The organism is Citrobacter sp. Awk 4 (genome assembly GCF_028069725.1).
GTDB lineage: Bacteria > Pseudomonadota > Gammaproteobacteria > Enterobacterales > Enterobacteriaceae > Citrobacter_D.
This window is the reverse complement of sequence record NZ_JANEWG010000049.1, coordinates 1-17,698: the sequence shown is the minus strand read 5'-3', so window position 1 is coordinate 17,698 and position 17,698 is coordinate 1. Positions and strand designations below refer to the sequence as shown.

At 54.9% G+C, this 17,698-nt stretch carries 11 protein-coding genes, 1 tRNA gene and 1 pseudogene; 9 read left to right on the top strand and 4 right to left on the bottom strand.

The features are described 5' to 3' along the window. Positions 1-46: 46 nt before the first annotated feature. A complete protein-coding gene (locus NNO04_RS17705) occupies positions 47-664 on the top strand; it encodes a trimeric intracellular cation channel family protein (RefSeq protein WP_162382369.1) in 618 nt (205 codons plus the stop codon). On the opposite strand, the gene ligB is transcribed toward NNO04_RS17705, so the two are convergent. Next, complete coding sequence (ligB, locus tag NNO04_RS17700; protein ID WP_271445795.1) at positions 661-2,346, bottom strand: NAD-dependent DNA ligase LigB; 1,686 nt, start codon at positions 2,344-2,346, stop codon at positions 661-663. The genes NNO04_RS17705 and ligB overlap by 4 nt on opposite strands. Before the next feature lie 256 nt (positions 2,347-2,602). Here ligB and gmk point away from each other — a divergent pair, with 256 nt between their 5' ends. The 5 genes and pseudogenes from gmk to recG all read left to right on the top strand — a co-directional run bounded on the left by gmk (position 2,603) and on the right by recG (position 8,585). Next, positions 2,603-3,226 (top strand): guanylate kinase, encoded by a 624-nt coding sequence (gene gmk, locus NNO04_RS17695; protein ID WP_162382367.1) that lies wholly within the window; start codon positions 2,603-2,605, stop codon positions 3,224-3,226. Positions 3,227-3,280: 54 nt separating this feature from the next. After that, complete coding sequence (gene rpoZ, locus NNO04_RS17690; protein WP_000135058.1) at positions 3,281-3,556, top strand: DNA-directed RNA polymerase subunit omega; 276 nt, start codon at positions 3,281-3,283, stop codon at positions 3,554-3,556. Positions 3,557-3,574: 18 nt separating this feature from the next. Further along, positions 3,575-5,686, top strand: a complete 2,112-nt coding sequence (gene spoT / locus NNO04_RS17685) for a bifunctional GTP diphosphokinase/guanosine-3',5'-bis pyrophosphate 3'-pyrophosphohydrolase (RefSeq protein ID WP_271445794.1) — start codon at positions 3,575-3,577, stop codon at positions 5,684-5,686. Between the two features lie 4 nt (positions 5,687-5,690). Next, positions 5,691-6,374, top strand: a pseudogene (gene trmH, locus NNO04_RS17680) (tRNA (guanosine(18)-2'-O)-methyltransferase TrmH); the annotation flags it as partial. A 129-nt stretch (positions 6,375-6,503) separates the two neighbouring features. Further along, positions 6,504-8,585 carry an ATP-dependent DNA helicase RecG gene (recG, locus tag NNO04_RS17675; protein WP_271445793.1) on the top strand — a complete coding sequence of 694 codons (2,082 nt, stop codon included), beginning with the start codon at positions 6,504-6,506 and terminating at the stop codon, positions 8,583-8,585. Positions 8,586-8,626: 41 nt separating this feature from the next. Here recG and gltS read toward each other — a convergent pair whose 3' ends face one another. Next, on the bottom strand, positions 8,627-9,832 hold the full coding sequence (gene gltS, locus NNO04_RS17670) for a sodium/glutamate symporter (RefSeq protein ID WP_271445792.1): 1,206 nt from the start codon (positions 9,830-9,832) through the stop codon (positions 8,627-8,629). Between the two features lie 226 nt (positions 9,833-10,058). Between gltS and xanP the strand changes: the two genes are divergently transcribed. Beyond that, positions 10,059-11,450 carry a xanthine/proton symporter XanP gene (xanP, locus tag NNO04_RS17665; RefSeq protein WP_192614080.1) on the top strand — a complete coding sequence of 464 codons (1,392 nt, stop codon included), beginning with the start codon at positions 10,059-10,061 and terminating at the stop codon, positions 11,448-11,450. A 121-nt stretch (positions 11,451-11,571) separates the two neighbouring features. Further along, positions 11,572-13,296, top strand: coding sequence for an AsmA family protein (locus tag NNO04_RS17660; RefSeq protein WP_271445791.1), 1,725 nt, complete (start codon positions 11,572-11,574; stop codon positions 13,294-13,296). A gap of 151 nt (positions 13,297-13,447) precedes the next feature. Here the strand turns inward: NNO04_RS17660 and yicI are convergent, their stop codons facing one another. Then, the gene (gene yicI / locus NNO04_RS17655; RefSeq protein ID WP_271445790.1) at positions 13,448-15,766 is read right to left on the bottom strand and encodes an alpha-xylosidase; all 2,319 of its coding nucleotides are present in this window, start codon (positions 15,764-15,766) and stop codon (positions 13,448-13,450) included. A 12-nt stretch (positions 15,767-15,778) separates the two neighbouring features. Beyond that, entirely contained in the window at positions 15,779-17,173 is a 1,395-nt protein-coding gene (locus NNO04_RS17650) for a glycoside-pentoside-hexuronide family transporter (protein WP_271445789.1), read from the bottom strand. 278 nt (positions 17,174-17,451) lie between these two features. Between NNO04_RS17650 and NNO04_RS17645 the strand changes: the two genes are divergently transcribed. Then, positions 17,452-17,546, top strand: a tRNA-Sec gene (locus tag NNO04_RS17645). Positions 17,547-17,698: the final 152 nt, after the last annotated feature.

Sequence of the window (17,698 nt, the reverse complement as noted above, 5' to 3'; positions counted from 1 at the left end):
ACGCACAAATCGCTAACCTTTATCCCCAGTAAATCAGGGGGAAGGCATGCTGTTACACGTTTTGTACTTAATTGGCATTACCGCAGAAGCCATGACGGGCGCACTTGCTGCAGGTCGTCGTCGCATGGATACCTTCGGCGTCATCATCATTGCAACCGCGACGGCCATTGGCGGCGGCTCCGTACGCGACATTTTGCTTGGGCATTATCCGCTCGGCTGGGTGAAGCATCCTGAGTATGTCATTATCGTGACGACGGCTGCGGTTCTGACAACCATTGTCGCCCCTGTCATGCCTTATTTGCGCAAATTATTCCTTTTGCTCGATGCGCTTGGTTTAGTGGTCTTTTCCATCATTGGTGCTCAGGTTGCACTGGATATGGGTCATGGCCCAATCATTGCCGTGGTCGCTGCAGTGACCACGGGCGTATTTGGCGGCATACTGCGTGACATGTTCTGTAAACGCATTCCCCTGGTCTTCCAGAAAGAGCTGTACGCCGGCGTATCATTTGCTTCTGCCGTGCTCTACATAGCACTTCAGCACTATGTCTCCAGCCATGATGTAGTCGTTATCTCCACGCTGATATTTGGCTTCACCGCAAGATTGCTGGCGCTACGTCTCAAACTCGGTTTACCTGTTTTTTACTATCATCACGAAGGCCACTAAGGCATAAATCCCGTAATACGCTGAGCCGATAACCACTGGCTCAGCGCTTTTATCTCTGGGTTCTCTCTCCACTGTATAATTTGTCTGGCGCGGCGCTCGCCCGTTGACGGCAACATTCGCCAATACTGCTCTGTCTGCGCCAACAATGACTCCCACGAACTAATAGCGCAGGCCTTAAGCGCGGCCTGGGTTAGCGGTATATCCATCGCCATAACCCAGCGGATAAAGGGCTGGCGGCGCGCCGCATTGAACTGATGCCACAATTGCGCGCCTTTCCCTTTGCCTACCCCAGGTGTGTTCTGTAATTGCTCCTCGGTTAACGCAAGCCAGGAAAATATATGCTCAAAGCGATGCGCCTGATGAAGCGCGCGCCATCCTGCCTCTCCCACGCCATCCAGATCCAATACAGATTTCGACCCCAACCAAACCAGTCTCGCAATGAATTGTTCCCGACATTCAGATGAAGCATAAAAACAGGTCAGCGGCCCCAAATGCCCTCCGGGAGGTATTGGTTTAGTCCGCTGCGTGCTACGCCAGACAACATCGTCAATACGTGGAATACCTTGCCCGGCAAGGCTAACCAGAATGCGATCGCCAGGCGCGATATCCCACTCTTCCCAACGTCTGATGGAACCCAGATTGACACGCTGAACCTTTTTATCGTCCAGCATGACAGGAACAAGCGATGCGACCACCGCGGTTTTCCCACTCTTTCCTGTGGTGAAAAGAATTTCCGCCACCTCTGCGACCTGCGCCACCGGGGTGTATTTCCAGGCAACCAGCCAGTCACCTTCACCAGGAAGCCAGCTTCGGGCTTCCGGTTCTTTACCCATCCGTACCACAACGCCATCAGTTACAAACGGTAGACTCGTTGTCCACCATCTCTCGCGCACTTTTTCAACATCGTCAACGTTATTCACGGGTTGGCTATAGCGCTGGGTTAAACTAAACCCCGCGTCAGTCAGTTTTTGCAATCGTTCAGGCATCGACTGCGGACCATCAGGCCACGCCCAGATAAAAATGCCTAATGAGTTTAGCGAGGAGGATTGCTCTGCGCGCATCATCATCCCTGCAACTTTTGAACGGGCATTCATTCCCCCCATTTGCTGCTGGATATGATTTTCCTGAAGCAGGAAGATTTCGCCCTGCAGGATGCTATTGGCAAGTGCTCCTTTTGTAGTACGCGGCACAGACGGAATATGACGAACCTTTTGCGTCCAGTCTTCGCCTTCCAGTCCGTTCCCCCGGCTAATCGCCCTGATGAGATTGCCGTCCCGGTACACTAACGTCACTGCCACGCCATCCACCTTCGGCTGAACCCACAGATCGCTTCGACGAAGCATCCATTGCTGCATCGCCCGCTTATCCGCAAGCTTGCGCACGCCAGTATGGGCAACAGGATGCAACATTGAGCCATTTTTTGGCGGCGCAGTCAGATCTGTAGTGACCTCCTCGCCAAAACAGCGTCGCCATTGTGTGAGCTGCGCACTGAGCTGGTCATAAACGGTATCATCGACCGCGCTAACGCCCTGCTTCCAGTAAATGTCATTCCACTGCGCAATTTGCCGCGTTAAGCGGGTTACTTCCTCTTCCGCCCTGGCCGCCGACCAGGCAGGGCAAACCGCACCAACCGATGAATGACACAGCAATACACTGATTGCGATACTCTTCCATAACGTCATTTGCACCTCCATTGCACGTTGTCCGGCAGGTATAGCGCAGAATGATTTCGACACCGAGCGGTAAACGCGCAGCCTGCGAGCAGGGTTCCTGTCATTTTCACTCGTTGCAGTAATTTCACGGTAAATCAGGAAAAAGGTACGCAAAACGCAATAATCAGAGGCAAAAAGTGTGACAAGGACTACGTCATATAGCGGCGACGTGTATAATAAGCCCGTATGTAGGCTCTCTTTCGACAATCACATACATAAGATACTCATGGCTCAAGGCACGCTTTATATTGTTTCTGCCCCCAGTGGCGCGGGTAAATCCAGCCTGATTCAGGCTTTATTGAAAACCCAACCGTTGTATGACACCCAGGTTTCTGTTTCACACACCACACGCGCTCCGCGTCCGGGTGAAGTGCATGGCGAACATTATTTCTTTGTGGATCATGATGAGTTCAAAACCATGATTGGCAGAGATGCGTTTCTTGAGCATGCCGAAGTGTTCGGTAATTATTACGGCACGTCTCGCGAAGCCATTGAGCAAGTGCTGGCCTCCGGTGTAGATGTTTTTCTTGATATTGACTGGCAGGGCGCCCAGCAAATTCGTGAAAAGATGCCGCAGGCACGCAGTATCTTTATTTTACCGCCGTCCAAAATTGAGCTGGACCGCCGTCTTCGCGGTCGCGGCCAGGATAGCGAGGAAGTCATTGCAAAACGTATGGCGCAAGCTGTTGCAGAAATGAGCCATTACGCCGAATATGATTACCTCATTGTGAATGATGATTTCGATACCGCCCTGGGCGATTTGAAAACCATCATTCGCGCCGAACGTCTGCGCATGAGCCGCCAAAAGCAGCGTCATGACGCTTTAATCAGCAAACTGTTGGCAGACTGAACCCACATTCAGTATCATGCCCAGTCATTTCTTCACCTGTGGAGCATTTTAAGTATGGCACGCGTAACTGTTCAGGACGCTGTAGAGAAAATTGGTAACCGTTTTGACCTGGTACTGGTCGCCGCGCGTCGCGCTCGTCAGATGCAGGTAGGCGGAAAGGATCCGCTCGTACCGGAAGAAAACGATAAAACTACCGTAATCGCGCTGCGCGAAATCGAAGAAGGTCTGATCAACAACCAGATCCTCGACGTGCGTGAACGCCAGGAACAGCAAGAGCAGGAAGCCGCTGAATTACAAGCCGTTACCGCTATTGCTGAAGGTCGTCGTTAATTACTCAGCGGGTCGCCCTTGTATCTGTTTGAAAGCCTGAATCAACTGATTCAAAACTACCTGCCGGAAGACCAAATTAAGCGTCTGCGGCAGGCGTATCTCGTTGCACGTGACGCTCACGAGGGCCAGACACGTTCAAGCGGTGAACCCTATATCACCCATCCTGTAGCCGTTGCCTGCATTCTGGCCGAGATGAAACTCGACTACGAAACGCTAATGGCGGCACTGCTGCATGATGTGATTGAAGACACTCCTGCCACCTATCAGGACATGGAACAGCTTTTTGGTAAAAGCGTTGCTGAACTGGTAGAAGGAGTGTCGAAACTTGATAAGCTCAAGTTCCGCGATAAGAAAGAGGCGCAGGCCGAAAACTTTCGTAAGATGATTATGGCGATGGTGCAGGATATCCGCGTCATTCTCATCAAACTCGCTGACCGAACTCATAACATGCGCACACTGGGCTCATTACGCCCGGACAAACGTCGCCGCATCGCCCGTGAAACCCTCGAAATTTACAGTCCGCTGGCGCACCGTTTAGGTATTCATCACATTAAAACCGAGCTCGAAGAGTTGGGTTTTGAAGCGTTATACCCGAACCGTTATCGCGTTATTAAAGAAGTGGTGAAAGCCGCGCGCGGCAACCGTAAAGAGATGATCCAAAAAATCCTCTCTGAAATTGAAGGGCGCTTGCAGGAAGCGGGAATTCCGTGTCGCGTTAGTGGTCGCGAAAAACATCTGTACTCGATCTACTGCAAAATGGTGCTCAAAGAGCAGCGTTTTCACTCGATCATGGATATCTACGCGTTTCGCGTCATCGTCCATGATGCCGACACCTGCTATCGCGTGCTCGGCCAGATGCACAGCCTGTATAAGCCGCGTCCAGGGCGCGTGAAAGACTATATTGCTATTCCAAAAGCGAACGGCTATCAGTCTTTACACACCTCGATGATCGGCCCACATGGCGTTCCGGTTGAGGTACAAATTCGTACCGAAGACATGGACCAGATGGCGGAAATGGGGGTTGCGGCCCACTGGGCTTATAAAGAGCACGGTGAGACCAGCACCACTGCGCAAATCCGCGCCCAGCGCTGGATGCAGAGCCTGCTGGAGCTACAACAGAGTGCCGGTAGCTCGTTTGAATTTATCGAGAGCGTTAAATCCGATCTCTTCCCGGATGAGATTTACGTTTTCACACCGGAAGGGCGCATTGTCGAGCTGCCTGCCGGTGCCACACCTGTCGACTTTGCCTACGCGGTACACACCGATATCGGTCATGCCTGCGTCGGCGCGCGCGTCGACCGTCAACCTTATCCGCTGTCACAGCCGCTTTCCAGCGGCCAGACGGTTGAGATCATTACCGCACCGGGCGCACGTCCGAATGCCGCCTGGCTTAACTTTGTCGTCAGCTCGAAAGCACGCGCCAAAATTCGTCAGTTGCTGAAGAATCTCAAGCGTGACGACTCCGTGAGCCTTGGTCGTCGCTTGCTGAATCATGCCTTAGGCGGCAGCCGTAAACTGGCTGAAATTCCGCAGGAAAACATCCAGCGTGAAATTGAGCGCATGAAGCTCGCGACGCTGGAAGATCTGCTGGCGGAAATCGGTCTGGGTAACGCCATGAGCGTCGTGGTGGCGAAGAATCTTCAGCAAGGCGAAGCATCGACAACCGCACCCGCGCAGTCCAGCCACGGTCATCTGCCAATCAAAGGTGCAGATGGCGTGCTGATCACCTTCGCGAAATGCTGCCGACCGATTCCCGGCGACCCGATTATCGCTCACGTCAGCCCCGGCAAAGGTCTGGTGATCCACCATGAGTCCTGCCGTAACATCCGTGGCTACCAGAAAGAGCCAGAGAAGTTTATGGCTGTCGAATGGGATAAAGAGACGGAGCAGGAGTTCATCACTGAAATCAAGGTGGACATGTTTAACCACCAGGGTGCGCTGGCGAATCTGACTGCGGCAATTAACACCACCACCTCCAATATTCAAAGTCTGAATACTGAAGAGAAAGATGGTCGCGTCTATAGCGCCTTTATTCGTCTCACCGCACGCGATCGTGTGCATCTGGCGAATATCATGCGCAAAATCCGTGTGATGCCAGACGTGATAAAAGTCACCCGCAACCGAAACTAGCCTTATGAATGCACAGCGTTATGCGCGTATCTGCGAGATGCTCGCCAGGCGTCAGCCTGATCTGACCGTCTGCATGGAGCAGGTCCATAAACCTCATAACGTTTCTGCGATTATCCGTACCGCAGATGCCGTTGGCGTACATGAAGTCCACGCCGTTTGGCCGGGTAGCCGTATGCGCACCATGGCCTCTTCGGCGGCGGGAAGCAACAGCTGGGTGCAGGTGAAGACTCACCGCACCATTAGCGATGCCGTCATCCACCTGAAAAGCCAGGGCATGCAGGTTCTGGCCACTCACCTTTCAGATAAAGCCGTCGATTTTCGCGAGATTGATTACACCCGCCCGACCTGTATTCTGATGGGGCAAGAGAAAACCGGCATCACGCAAGAGGCATTAAATCTTGCGGATCAAGACATCATCATCCCAATGATTGGCATGGTGCAGTCACTCAACGTCTCCGTCGCTTCGGCACTGATTCTCTACGAAGCGCAGCGCCAGCGGCAAAACGCGGGCATGTACCGGCGTGAGAACAGTATGTTGCCAGAAGACGAACAGCAGCGTCTGCTGTTTGAAGGCGGTTATCCGGTACTGGCGAACGTCGCTAAACGCAAAGGCCTGCCTTACCCCCATGTGAACGCACAAGGCGAAATTGAAGCCGATGCTGCGTGGTGGGCCACCATGCAGGCTTCCAATATTAGGCAAAATCATTCACGTTTCATCGAGGCGGCAAATGAACGAATCTCCGGGAGCATAGAAAACGATGTGGCCGGAGTGAGTGAATGCCGCCAACAAAGAGGCGGCGGGAAGGATGACGCGTAAATGAAAGGGCGCCTGTTAGATGCTGTTCCGCTCAGTTCACTAACGGGCGTTGGCGCAGCACAAAGCAGTAAACTGGCGAAAATTGGCCTGCATACCGTACAGGACCTCCTCCTGCACCTTCCGCTGCGTTACGAAGATCGTACCCATCTCTATCCGATAGGTGAACTGTTGCCGGGCGTTTACGCCACCGTCGAAGGGGAAGTGCTGAACTGCAACATCACGTTTGGCGGCCGCCGGATGATGACCTGCCAGATCAGCGACGGCACCGGCATCCTCACTATGCGTTTTTTCAATTTCAGTGCGGCAATGAAAAACAGTCTGGCGACGGGTCGCCGCGTACTGGCCTACGGAGAAGCGAAACGCGGAAAATACGGGGCAGAAATGTTCCACCCGGAATACCGCGTTCAGGGCGATCTCAGCACGCCAGAGTTGCAGGAGACACTCACCCCCGTTTACCCGACCACCGAAGGGATAAAACAGGCAACGCTGCGTAAACTCACCGATCAGGCGCTGGATTTACTTGATACCTGTGCCATTGCCGAACTATTACCGCCAGAACTTCTACAGGGCATGATGAGTCTGCCGGAAGCATTACGCACCCTGCACCGCCCACCGCCGTCGCTCCAGCTCAGTGACCTGGAAACCGGGAAACACCCGGCGCAGCGGCGGCTGATTCTGGAAGAATTACTGGCGCATAACCTGAGCATGCTGGCGCTGCGTGCTGGTGCGCAGCGATACCACGCGCTGTCGCTCAGTGCGCAAGGCGAACTCAAAAATCGTTTTCTTGATTCGCTACCCTTCAAACCGACCGGGGCGCAAACACGTGTAGTCGCGGAGATCGAACGCGACATGGCGCTGGATGTACCAATGATGCGTTTGGTGCAAGGTGATGTTGGCTCCGGTAAAACGCTGGTTGCGGCACTCGCTGCGCTGCGGGCGATTGCCCACGGCAAACAGGTGGCGATGATGGCGCCGACCGAACTGCTGGCCGAGCAGCACGCCAATAACTTCCGTAATTGGTTTGCCCCGCTCGGCATTGAAGTGGGCTGGCTGGCCGGTAAACAAAAAGGGAAGGCACGTCTTGCGCAACAGGACGCCATCGCCAGCGGCCAGGTACAAATGGTGGTGGGTACTCACGCCATTTTCCAGGAACAAGTACAGTTTAATGAACTGGCGCTGGTGATCATCGACGAACAACACCGTTTTGGCGTGCATCAACGTCTGGCGTTGTGGGAAAAAGGCCAACGGCAGGGATTCCACCCACATCAGCTGATCATGACCGCGACGCCGATTCCACGCACCCTGGCGATGACAGCGTATGCCGATCTCGACACCTCGGTGATCGACGAACTGCCGCCGGGCCGTACGCCGGTCACTACCGTTGCCATTCCGGACACCCGCCGCAGCGATATTATTGACCGGGTGCGTAACGCTTGTACTCACGAAGGACGCCAGGCTTACTGGGTCTGTACACTGATTGAAGAGTCAGAACTGTTAGAAGCGCAGGCGGCAGAAGCCACAAGTGAAGAACTGAAACTTGCCCTACCTGAGCTGAACATTGGTCTGGTCCACGGGAGAATGAAACCCGCCGATAAGCAGGCAGTGATGGCGGCCTTTAAGCAGGGTGAACTTCATCTTCTGGTTGCCACCACGGTCATTGAAGTGGGGGTGGATGTTCCCAACGCCAGCCTGATGATTATTGAAAACCCGGAGCGTCTGGGTCTTGCGCAATTACACCAGTTGCGCGGGCGCGTAGGTCGCGGCGCAGTGGCCTCGCATTGCGTACTGCTCTACAAATCCCCCCTGTCAAAAACGGCGCAGACACGCCTGCAGGTTCTGCGCGACAGTAACGACGGTTTTGTGATTGCGCAAAAAGACCTGGAGATCCGCGGGCCTGGTGAATTGTTGGGCACCCGTCAGACGGGCAGTGCTGAATTTAAAGTAGCGGATTTACTGCGCGATCAGGCCATTATCCCGGAAGTTCAGCGCATTGCGCGCCATATTCATGAACGTTACCCACAACAGGCTACGGCGTTGATCGAGCGTTGGATGCCGGAAACCGAACGCTACTCCAACGCCTGACACTCAAACAGCGCGGCGGTTTTCACACCGCCGCATTGTTCTTATTGCGCAAAAATCGGTAACAACAGATACAGCTTAATCACCAGCGCATTGACGATATCGATGAAGAATGCCCCTACCATCGGCACCACCAAAAACGCCATATGCGACGGGCCAAAACGCTCGGTAATCGCCTGCATATTGGCGATCGCCGTCGGCGTCGCGCCAAGACCAAAACCGCAGTGCCCGGCAGCCAGTACAGCAGCATCGTAGTTTTTACCCATCATGCGCCAGGTCACAAACACGGCGTACAGCGCCATGAAGATTGACTGCACAACCAGTATCGCCAGCATCGGCAATGCCAGTGAGGCCAGCTCCCACAGCTTCAGGCTCATCAGCGCCATCGCCAGGAACAGTGAAAGGCTCACGTTGCCCAGCACCGAAACCGCCCGCTCAAACACACGATAAAAGCCCACTAACGCCAGACCGTTGCTGAGGATCACGCCAACGAACAGTACGCAGACGAATGTCGGCAGTTCCAGCACGGTTCCCACTAGCATCTGGGCCACGATTTTGCCTACGGTCAGACAAATCGCGATAAGCGCAATGGTTTCGATCAGCACCAGTGAGGTGATCATGCGGCCAACGTCAGGTTTCTCAAACGCTGTCGGCACCGCCTGATCGTCCGGCATACCGTCTGGCGTGGTGGAGTGCTTCACCAGGTAACGCGCCACTGGACCGCCGATCAAGCCACCCAGCACCAGACCAAAGGTTGCGCACGCCATTGCCACTTCCGTCGCATTAGTGAAGCCATAGCGTTCGATGAACAGCTTGCTCCATGCCGCACCGGTTCCGTGTCCGCCCGAAAGCGTAATTGAACCTGCGATCAGCCCCATCAACGGATCCAGCCCCAACAGGCTCGCCATACCGATGCCGATGGCGTTTTGCATCACCAGTAAACCCACCACCACGATCAGGAAGATGCCGACGACGCGGCCACCCGCACGCAGGCTGGCGATGTTCGCGTTCAGACCAATGGTGGCAAAGAATGCCAGCATCAGCGGGTCTTTCAGACTCATATCAAAATCCACTTCCCAGCCCATGCTCTTTTTCAGCACCAGCAGGGCGATTGCCACCAGTAATCCACCGGCAACCGGTTCAGGAATAGTGTATTTCTTCAGAAAGGAGACTGACTGGACCAGCTTGCGTCCCAGCAGCAACGTCAGCGTTGCTGCAACAAGTGTCGATAAAGTATCGAGATGAAACATATTAAGCTCCTTTAAGTACGCATCGCTCATCGCGAACGATGTATTCCTCGGTCATTTTTCAGCTCATAACGAGTAATCGGCATGGATTTTAATCAGAAAAGGTACAAAAGTTATATAAAAAGGTGATTTTATCTGTTTTAAATATTAAGAATAACGACTAGCAAACGTTTGCTTTTGCCACCTGGTCGGATAAAATGCCCGCTTTTACACCACGGGATTGCCTCTGATGTCTGTTAACACAGTCGAGTCAGAAAATGCGCAACCGATTGCGCAGACTCAAAACAGCGAACTGATTTACCGTCTTGAAGATTGTCCGCCGCTTCCTCAAACTCTTTTTGCCGCCTCTCAGCACCTGCTGGCAATGTTCGTCGCAGTCATCACGCCCGCGCTGTTAATCTGCCAGGCGCTTGGTTTACCGGCGCAGGACACTCAACACATTATCAGTATGTCGCTGTTTGCCTCCGGTGTGGCCTCCATTATTCAAATTAAAGCGTGGGGTCCGGTAGGTTCGGGTTTGCTGTCGATTCAGGGAACAAGCTTCAACTTTGTCGCTCCGCTGATTATGGGCGGTACGGCGCTGAAAACCGGGGGCGCGGATGTTCCCACCATGATGGCGGCGCTGTTCGGCACACTAATGCTGGCAAGCTGCACCGAAATGATTCTCTCCCGCGTACTGCATCTGGCGCGTCGTATCATTACCCCGCTGGTTTCCGGCGTGGTGGTGATGATTATCGGCCTGTCGCTGATTCAGGTCGGCCTGACGTCCATCGGCGGTGGTTATGCCGCGATGAACGACAACACCTTCGGCTCACCGAAAAACCTGCTGCTGGCGGGCGTCGTACTGGCATTGATCATTCTGCTTAACCGTCAGCGTAACCCCTACCTGCGGGTGGCTTCGCTGGTGATCGCCATGGCCGCAGGTTACGCGATGGCATGGTTTATGGGCATGTTGCCAGAAAATACCGCGCCGACCACGCAGGATGTCATCATGGTTCCCACGCCGTTGTATTACGGGCTGGGCATTGACTGGAATCTTCTGCTGCCGCTGATGTTGGTCTTTATGATCACCTCACTGGAAACCATTGGCGATATTACCGCCACCTCCGATGTTTCTGAGCAACCTGTTTCCGGTCCTCTGTACATGAAGCGCCTGAAAGGCGGAGTGCTGGCTAACGGTCTGAATTCGTTTGTCTCTGCGGTGTTTAACACCTTCCCGAACTCTTGCTTCGGTCAAAACAACGGTGTGATCCAATTGACGGGCGTTGCCAGCCGCTATGTTGGCTTTGTGGTTGCGTTGATGCTGATTGTACTGGGCCTGTTCCCGGCAGTAAGCGGTTTTGTACAACACATTCCAGAACCCGTGCTCGGCGGGGCGACCCTAGTGATGTTCGGCACCATCGCCGCCTCTGGGGTGCGTATCGTGTCGCGCGAACCGTTGAACCGTCGCGCAATCCTGATTATCGCCCTGTCACTGGCGGTCGGACTGGGCGTTTCCCAACAGCCGCTGATCCTGCAATTTGCGCCGGACTGGGTGAAAAACCTGCTCTCCTCCGGGATCGCTGCGGGCGGTATCACCGCAATCGTGCTGAACCTGATTTTCCCACCCGAAAAGCCGTAAGCGGAATGTGGCGGTGATCGACAATCGCCGCCACTGCAACGCTCTTTCACGATTCCCGCCTTGAGGATTACGCCTAAATCGTGCATAACTCAGTTATGTGCACTTCGCGGGATGGAAGACCATGAAAATTATTGGAAAGCTGCTTCTCTACGTGCTGATCGCCTTTTTGGTGGTGATTCTCGGTTTCTATTTTCTGCTGCAAACCCGCTGGGGAGCTGAGCGCGTCAGCAGCTGGATCTCTGAAAATAGCGGCTACCACGTAGCCTTTGATTCGATGGACCATCGTTTTTCCTCCCCTTCCCACATCCTGCTGGAGAACGTTACCTTTGGCCGGGATGGTCAGCCCGCCACGTTAGTCGCAAAAACTGTGGATATCGGGCTCAGTAGCCGCCAACTGACCGATCCCCGACATGTTGACACCATCCTGCTGAAAGACGGGACCCTGAATATCTCCTCGCAAACAGCGCCACTTCCCTTCCAGGCCGATCGCCTGGTGTTGCGTGATATGGCGTTCAACAGTCCTGGCAGTGAGTGGAATCTGAGCGCGCAACGGGTGGACGGTGGCGTGATCCCCTGGGATCCTGAAGCAGGCCGGGTACTTGGCAGCAAAGCACAGATTCAGCTCAGTGCAGGTTCGCTAACGCTGAACGACGTTCCCGCCACTAACGTGCTGATTGAAGGCAGCATCGATAAAGAACAAGTGACACTGAGCAACATTGGCGCAGATGTCGCACGTGGCGCATTAACCGGCGTGGCGCGACGAAATGCGGACGGCAGTTGGATTGTTGAGAGCCTTCGTCTGAACGACATCCGCTTACAAAGCGACAAGTCGCTGGCGGAATTCTTTTCACCGCTCACCCGCATTCCTTCCCTACAGCTTGGCCGCCTTGAGGTAACAGACGCGCGTCTGCAAGGTCCGGACTGGGCAGTAACCGATCTTGATCTCAGCTTGCGCAACCTGACCTTCAGCAAAGATGACTGGCAGACGCAGGAGGGCAAATTGTCGATGAATGCCAGCGAGTTTATCTACGGTTCGCTGCATCTCTTTGATCCCATCCTGAATGCGGAATTCTCCCCGCAAGGCATCGCACTACGCCAGTTCACCACCCGCTGGGAAGGCGGCATGATCCGCACATCCGGCCACTGGCTGCGTTCCGACAAAGCACTGGTTCTCGACGATACAGCCATTGCCGGGCTGGAATACACCTTGCCGGCAAACTGGAAACAGTTGTGGATGAAACCCTTGCCGGGCTGGCTCAACAGTCTGACGCTGAAGAAATTCAGCGCCAGCCGCAATCTGGTGATTGATGTTGATCCGACTTTCCCGTGGCAGCTCACCGCGCTGGACAGCTACGGCGCGAACCTGGGGCTGGTACAGGACCATCAGTGGGGCGTGTGGAGCGGGAACGCCACATTCAACGCCGCGGTGGGTACATTTAATCGCGTTGATGTACGCCGCCCCTCTCTGGCGCTGACGGCAAACAGCAGTACGATTAACATCAGCGAACTGAGTGGCTACACCGAGAGAGGATTGCTGGAAGCCACCGCCAGCGTTTCACAGCTGCCACCACGCCAGACCCAGATAAGCCTGAACGGGCGAGGGGTTCCTGTGAACATCCTGCAGCCGTGGGGCTGGCCAGCGCTGCCGATTTCTGGCGATGGCAATATCCAGCTCACCGCCAGCGGCACTGTTCAGGCCGATACACCGCTGAAACCCACGGTGAACGGCCAGTTACACGCGCTGAATGCAGAGAAACAGCAAGTAGAGCAGACGATGACGGGGGGCGTAGTGTCGACCGTTTCGGCTGTGGTTCCCGCTGCGGCGCCCTCCTCCCCTCAACTGTGAAACACAGGCCCGGTAAGCGCAGCGCCACCGGGTAATTTTAGACTCAAGCGCCAACAAAAACGCCGGGTGGCGGCTTCGCCTTACCCGGCCTACAAATCAAACTCCGGCACCATACACATCCTCTCGCCCCTTTGGGGAGAGGGGAACAGCATCACAGATGAATCACCAGCTCGTTTCCTGCCGCTTTCACCACCACACCCCGCTCGCTGCTGACATGTGAACCGCCTTTCACGCCGCTGATTTGCGGGGTGTTACGCAGACACAGCGTCCAGTCGCGCGCGTCGCCTTCGCCCGTTACCGTGAGTGTATTTTGGGTACGCTTCGCTTTTAGCGTGAAGATAACCGAACCGTCTGCGGCAGGGACTTCGCAGAACGCTTCGCGTCCCTCTTCCAGATGGAACAGCTGGAAAGCGGTACCTTCATGCCAGACGTAATCCGGCTTCTGGCTGTTGTTGCCGAGCGCCAGCAGCGTGTTGTCGCGAACGTAAACCGGGAGGCTCTGGAAATCGTGCTGCTGTTTATGCCAGCGGCTACCGTTCAGTTCATCGTTGTGCCACAGGTGCGTCCAGCGGCCTTCCGGCAGATAAAACTGCACGTCGCCCGCCTCGCTGAACACTGGCGCCACCATCACGGAATCCCCCAGCATGTACTGGCGGTCGAGGTAATCACAGGCCGGATCGTCCGGAAATTCCAGCATCATCGCGCGCAGCATCGGCGTACCGCACTCGCGGGCCAGCGCCGCCTGGCGGTACAGATACGGCATCATCCGGCATTTCAGTTGCGTAAAGTGGCGCACCACATCGCAGGATTCGTCGTCGTACGCCCACGGCACGCGGTAAGATTTGCTGCCATGCAGACGGCTGTGGCTGGAGAGCAAGCCAAACGCGCACCAGCGCTTGTAGACGTGCGCTGGCGCGGTATTTTCGAAGCCGCCAATATCATGGCTCCAGAACCCAAAACCTGAGAGACCGATAGACAACCCGCCGCGCAGACTTTCCGCCATCGATTCATAGTTGGCGTAGCAGTCGCCGCCCCAGTGAACCGGGAACTTTTGCGCACCGACGGACGCAGAACGCGCAAACAGTATCGCCTCTTCTTCACCGACGGTCTCTTTCAGCACGTTCCACACCAGCTCGTTGTAGATGTACGCATAATGGTTGTGCATTTTCTGCGGATCGGAACCATCAAACCACTGCACGTCAGTCGGGATGCGCTCGCCAAAGTCGGTTTTAAAACAGTCAACGCCGATATCCACCAGACCTTTCAGCTTGTCGGCGTACCATTGACAGGCATCCGGATTGGTGAAGTCATAAATCGCCAGCCCCGGCTGCCATTTATCCCATTGCCACAAGGAACCGTCCGGTCGCTTCAGCAGATAGCCTTTCTCTTTCAGTTCTTTGAATACCGGCGATTTCTGGCCGATGTACGGGTTAATCCACACACAGACCTTCAGCCCCTTTTCTTTCAGGCGGCGGATCATCCCTTCCGGGTCCGGGAAAGTCACCGGGTCCCACTCAAAATCGCACCACTGGAAGGCCTTCATCCAGAAGCAGTCAAAGTGGAAAACATGCAGCGGCAAGTCGCGCTCCGCCATGCCGTCGATGAAACTGTTGACCGTCGCTTCGTCGTAGTTGGTGGTGAACGAGGTGGTGAGCCACAGGCCAAACGACCACGCGGGTGGCAGCGCCGGACGGCCGGTAAACTGTGTATAGCGGTTGAGCACGTCTTTTGGCATCGGGCCGTCGATCACGAAATATTCCAGATATTCGCCTTCGACGCTGAACTGCACTTTCGAGACTTTCTCGGAGCCGACTTCAAAGGAGACGTTTTCCGGATGGTTCACCAACACGCCGTAGCCGCGGTTGGTCAGGTAGAACGGAATGTTTTTGTACGATTGTTCGGTGCTGGTGCCACCGTCGCGGTTCCAGGTTTCGACCGTCTGGCCGTTGCGCACCAGCGCGGTAAAACGCTCGCCCAGGCCGTATACCGTTTCGCCGACGCCCAAATCGAGGCGCTCAAACATGTAGTTGCTGTCGGTATTCCCGTCCTGCACATAACCATTGTTTTTCAGCTGACTGCCGGTGATGCGCTGCCCGTCGCGCAGGAAATCCAGCGCCCAGAACTCGCCTTTGGCGACGCGCACGCTCAGATTGCCGCTTTTGAGTTCGGCATAATCGGCGTTGTTTTCAATCTCAACCTTCACGTCTTGCAGCACGTTCAGCGGATAATGCGGACCGTTGTTCAGCGCCCCCTGGAAGTGTTCGATGCGTACACCGACGATGCCTTCTTGCGGCGAGAACAGGCGAACCGTGAACATCAATGTGTCGAGCTGCCAGGTGCGTTCACGCACGTCGCGCGGTGCCACGTACACTACCAGGTCGTTGCCCTGCTGCTCCACATCGAAGACCTGAACCGGATACGTCACATTCAGACCCGGCTGAATCAGCCAGTTTCCGTCACTGATTTTCATACTCTTATCCTCTTAGTTCCGTAATTCTTTGCTGACCGGCAGGGTTTCAAACGCCTGCTGATTGCGGCGCGCGCCTTGCGCCAGCTCGCCCATAATTTTGGTCAGGAATGGCGTTTTCAGCGTGTAATAGCGTTTGGCAATAATGGCGCTCAGCACATAGCAAGCGGCAGGCGCCAGCGTAAACAGGCCGATAATGATGCTGAGGGTGGCGCTGTTCTGAGTTTTGGCTGCGGCATCGTAGCCACCGCCTGCCAGCATCCAGCCGATGAGCGCACCGCCCAGCGCCAGGCCCAGCTTCAGCACGAACAGCGTGCCCGCGAAGCTGATGCCGGTCAGGCGTTTGCCGTTGGTCCATTCACCATAGTCGACGGTGTCGGACATCATGACCCACTGGATCGGTGTTACCAGCTGGTGCAGTACGCCAATCACGAAGATAAAGGCGAACATCAGGATTGTGGCCTGCATCGGCACGAAGAACATCGCCACGCTCACGACCGCCAGTGCGGCGTTGGTCCACCAGAAGATACTGACTTTGCATTTCCAGTCGGTGAGCGGTTTTGCCAGCGCGGAACCAATCAGGTTGCCGACGCAGTAAGTGGTGAGGAACGCGACGAAAATTTCCGGCGAGCCCATGATCCAGGTGCAGTAGTACATCATCGCGCCACCGCGCACGCAGACGGCAAGGATGTTGAGAATGGTGAGCACGCCGACGATGCGCCACTGGTCGTTTTGCCAGATGTCGCGCAAGTCTTCACGCATGGAGGTGGTGCTCGGCGGCACCTGGATGCGCTCTTTGGTAGTAAAGAAGCAGAACGCCAGCATCAGGAACGCCACCACGGAGAGCACCGCGATCCCGCCCTGGAAGCCGAACGCTTTGTCGTCGCCGCCAATCAGTTTCACCAGCGGCATCATCAGCACCGTGGAGAGCATGCCGCCCGCCGTCGCCAGCACAAAGCGCCAGGATTGCAGGGAGATGCGCTGCGTCGGGTCGTTGGTTATCACGCCGCCCAGCGCGCAGTACGGAATATTCACCACGGTATAGAGCAGGGTCAGCAGCGTGTAGGTCACGGCGGCATAAATCATTTTGCCGTTCAGGCTGAGATCCGGCGTGGTGTAGGCCAGCACGCAGACAATGCCGAACGGGATGGCGCCGAACAAAATCCACGGACGGAACTTGCCCCAGCGGCTGCGGGTACGGTCAGCAATCAGGCCCATGCAGGGGTCGGAAATGGCATCCAGCGCACGCGCCAGCAGGAACATGGTGCCGACGAAGCCAGCGGGAATACCAAAAATGTCGGTATAGAAAAACATCATGTACAACATGACGTTATCAAAAATGATGTGGCTGGCGGCGTCACCCATACCGTAGCCAATCTTCTCTTTAACGGATAACACTTCACTCTTCATCTGCTTATCCCTGGAGTTATGAGACCGGTTACAGACGTTGTAAATCATACTTGTGGGCGCGAGTATTCCGTTATTTTGTTATCAACTTACGATTCTTGTTTTCTGTGATCGGCGTAACGCTGGAGGAGAGGTGAAAATGTAACTCTTGGATTTTATAGGGATTTATATGAAACCGATCATAGTAAGACGAAACGGTACGGAAAAAAGTGTGATTAGTGATGTGGAAACGCCAGGAAGTAGCTATAATGCGCCCCGCCTCCATGTAGCAATCGAGGCGCGGAAGATCGTCATCTCCGGTGAGGTGGCTGGACTTCAAATCCAGTTGGGGCCGCCAGCGGTCCCGGGCAGGTTCGACTCCTGTGATCTTCCGCCAAAATGAAACTTTTTTCTTATCTTCATTTTTTACTTTCCCTCTCAAACATTTTTACCGCATACCCATCTGCAAAATGTAACCAACTGGCAAACAAAAAAACCAAAACCTGAGAGCATGCAAGATAAATATTTGGTTTGAAAATCATCCCAAAA

Excerpts from the sequence above, each read along its gene's own strand:
- NNO04_RS17705 (WP_162382369.1), top strand. The coding sequence starts at position 47 with ATGCTGTTACACGTTTTGTACTTAATTGGCATTACCGCAGAAGCCATG.
- ligB (WP_271445795.1), bottom strand. The coding sequence starts at position 2,346 with ATGACGTTATGGAAGAGTATCGCAATCAGTGTATTGCTGTGTCATTCA.
- gmk (WP_162382367.1), top strand. The coding sequence starts at position 2,603 with ATGGCTCAAGGCACGCTTTATATTGTTTCTGCCCCCAGTGGCGCGGGT.
- rpoZ (WP_000135058.1), top strand. The coding sequence starts at position 3,281 with ATGGCACGCGTAACTGTTCAGGACGCTGTAGAGAAAATTGGTAACCGT.
- recG (WP_271445793.1), top strand. The coding sequence starts at position 6,504 with ATGAAAGGGCGCCTGTTAGATGCTGTTCCGCTCAGTTCACTAACGGGC.
- gltS (WP_271445792.1), bottom strand. The coding sequence starts at position 9,832 with ATGTTTCATCTCGATACTTTATCGACACTTGTTGCAGCAACGCTGACG.
- xanP (WP_192614080.1), top strand. The coding sequence starts at position 10,059 with ATGTCTGTTAACACAGTCGAGTCAGAAAATGCGCAACCGATTGCGCAG.
- NNO04_RS17660 (WP_271445791.1), top strand. The coding sequence starts at position 11,572 with ATGAAAATTATTGGAAAGCTGCTTCTCTACGTGCTGATCGCCTTTTTG.
- yicI (WP_271445790.1), bottom strand. The coding sequence starts at position 15,766 with ATGAAAATCAGTGACGGAAACTGGCTGATTCAGCCGGGTCTGAATGTG.
- NNO04_RS17650 (WP_271445789.1), bottom strand. The coding sequence starts at position 17,173 with ATGAAGAGTGAAGTGTTATCCGTTAAAGAGAAGATTGGCTACGGTATG.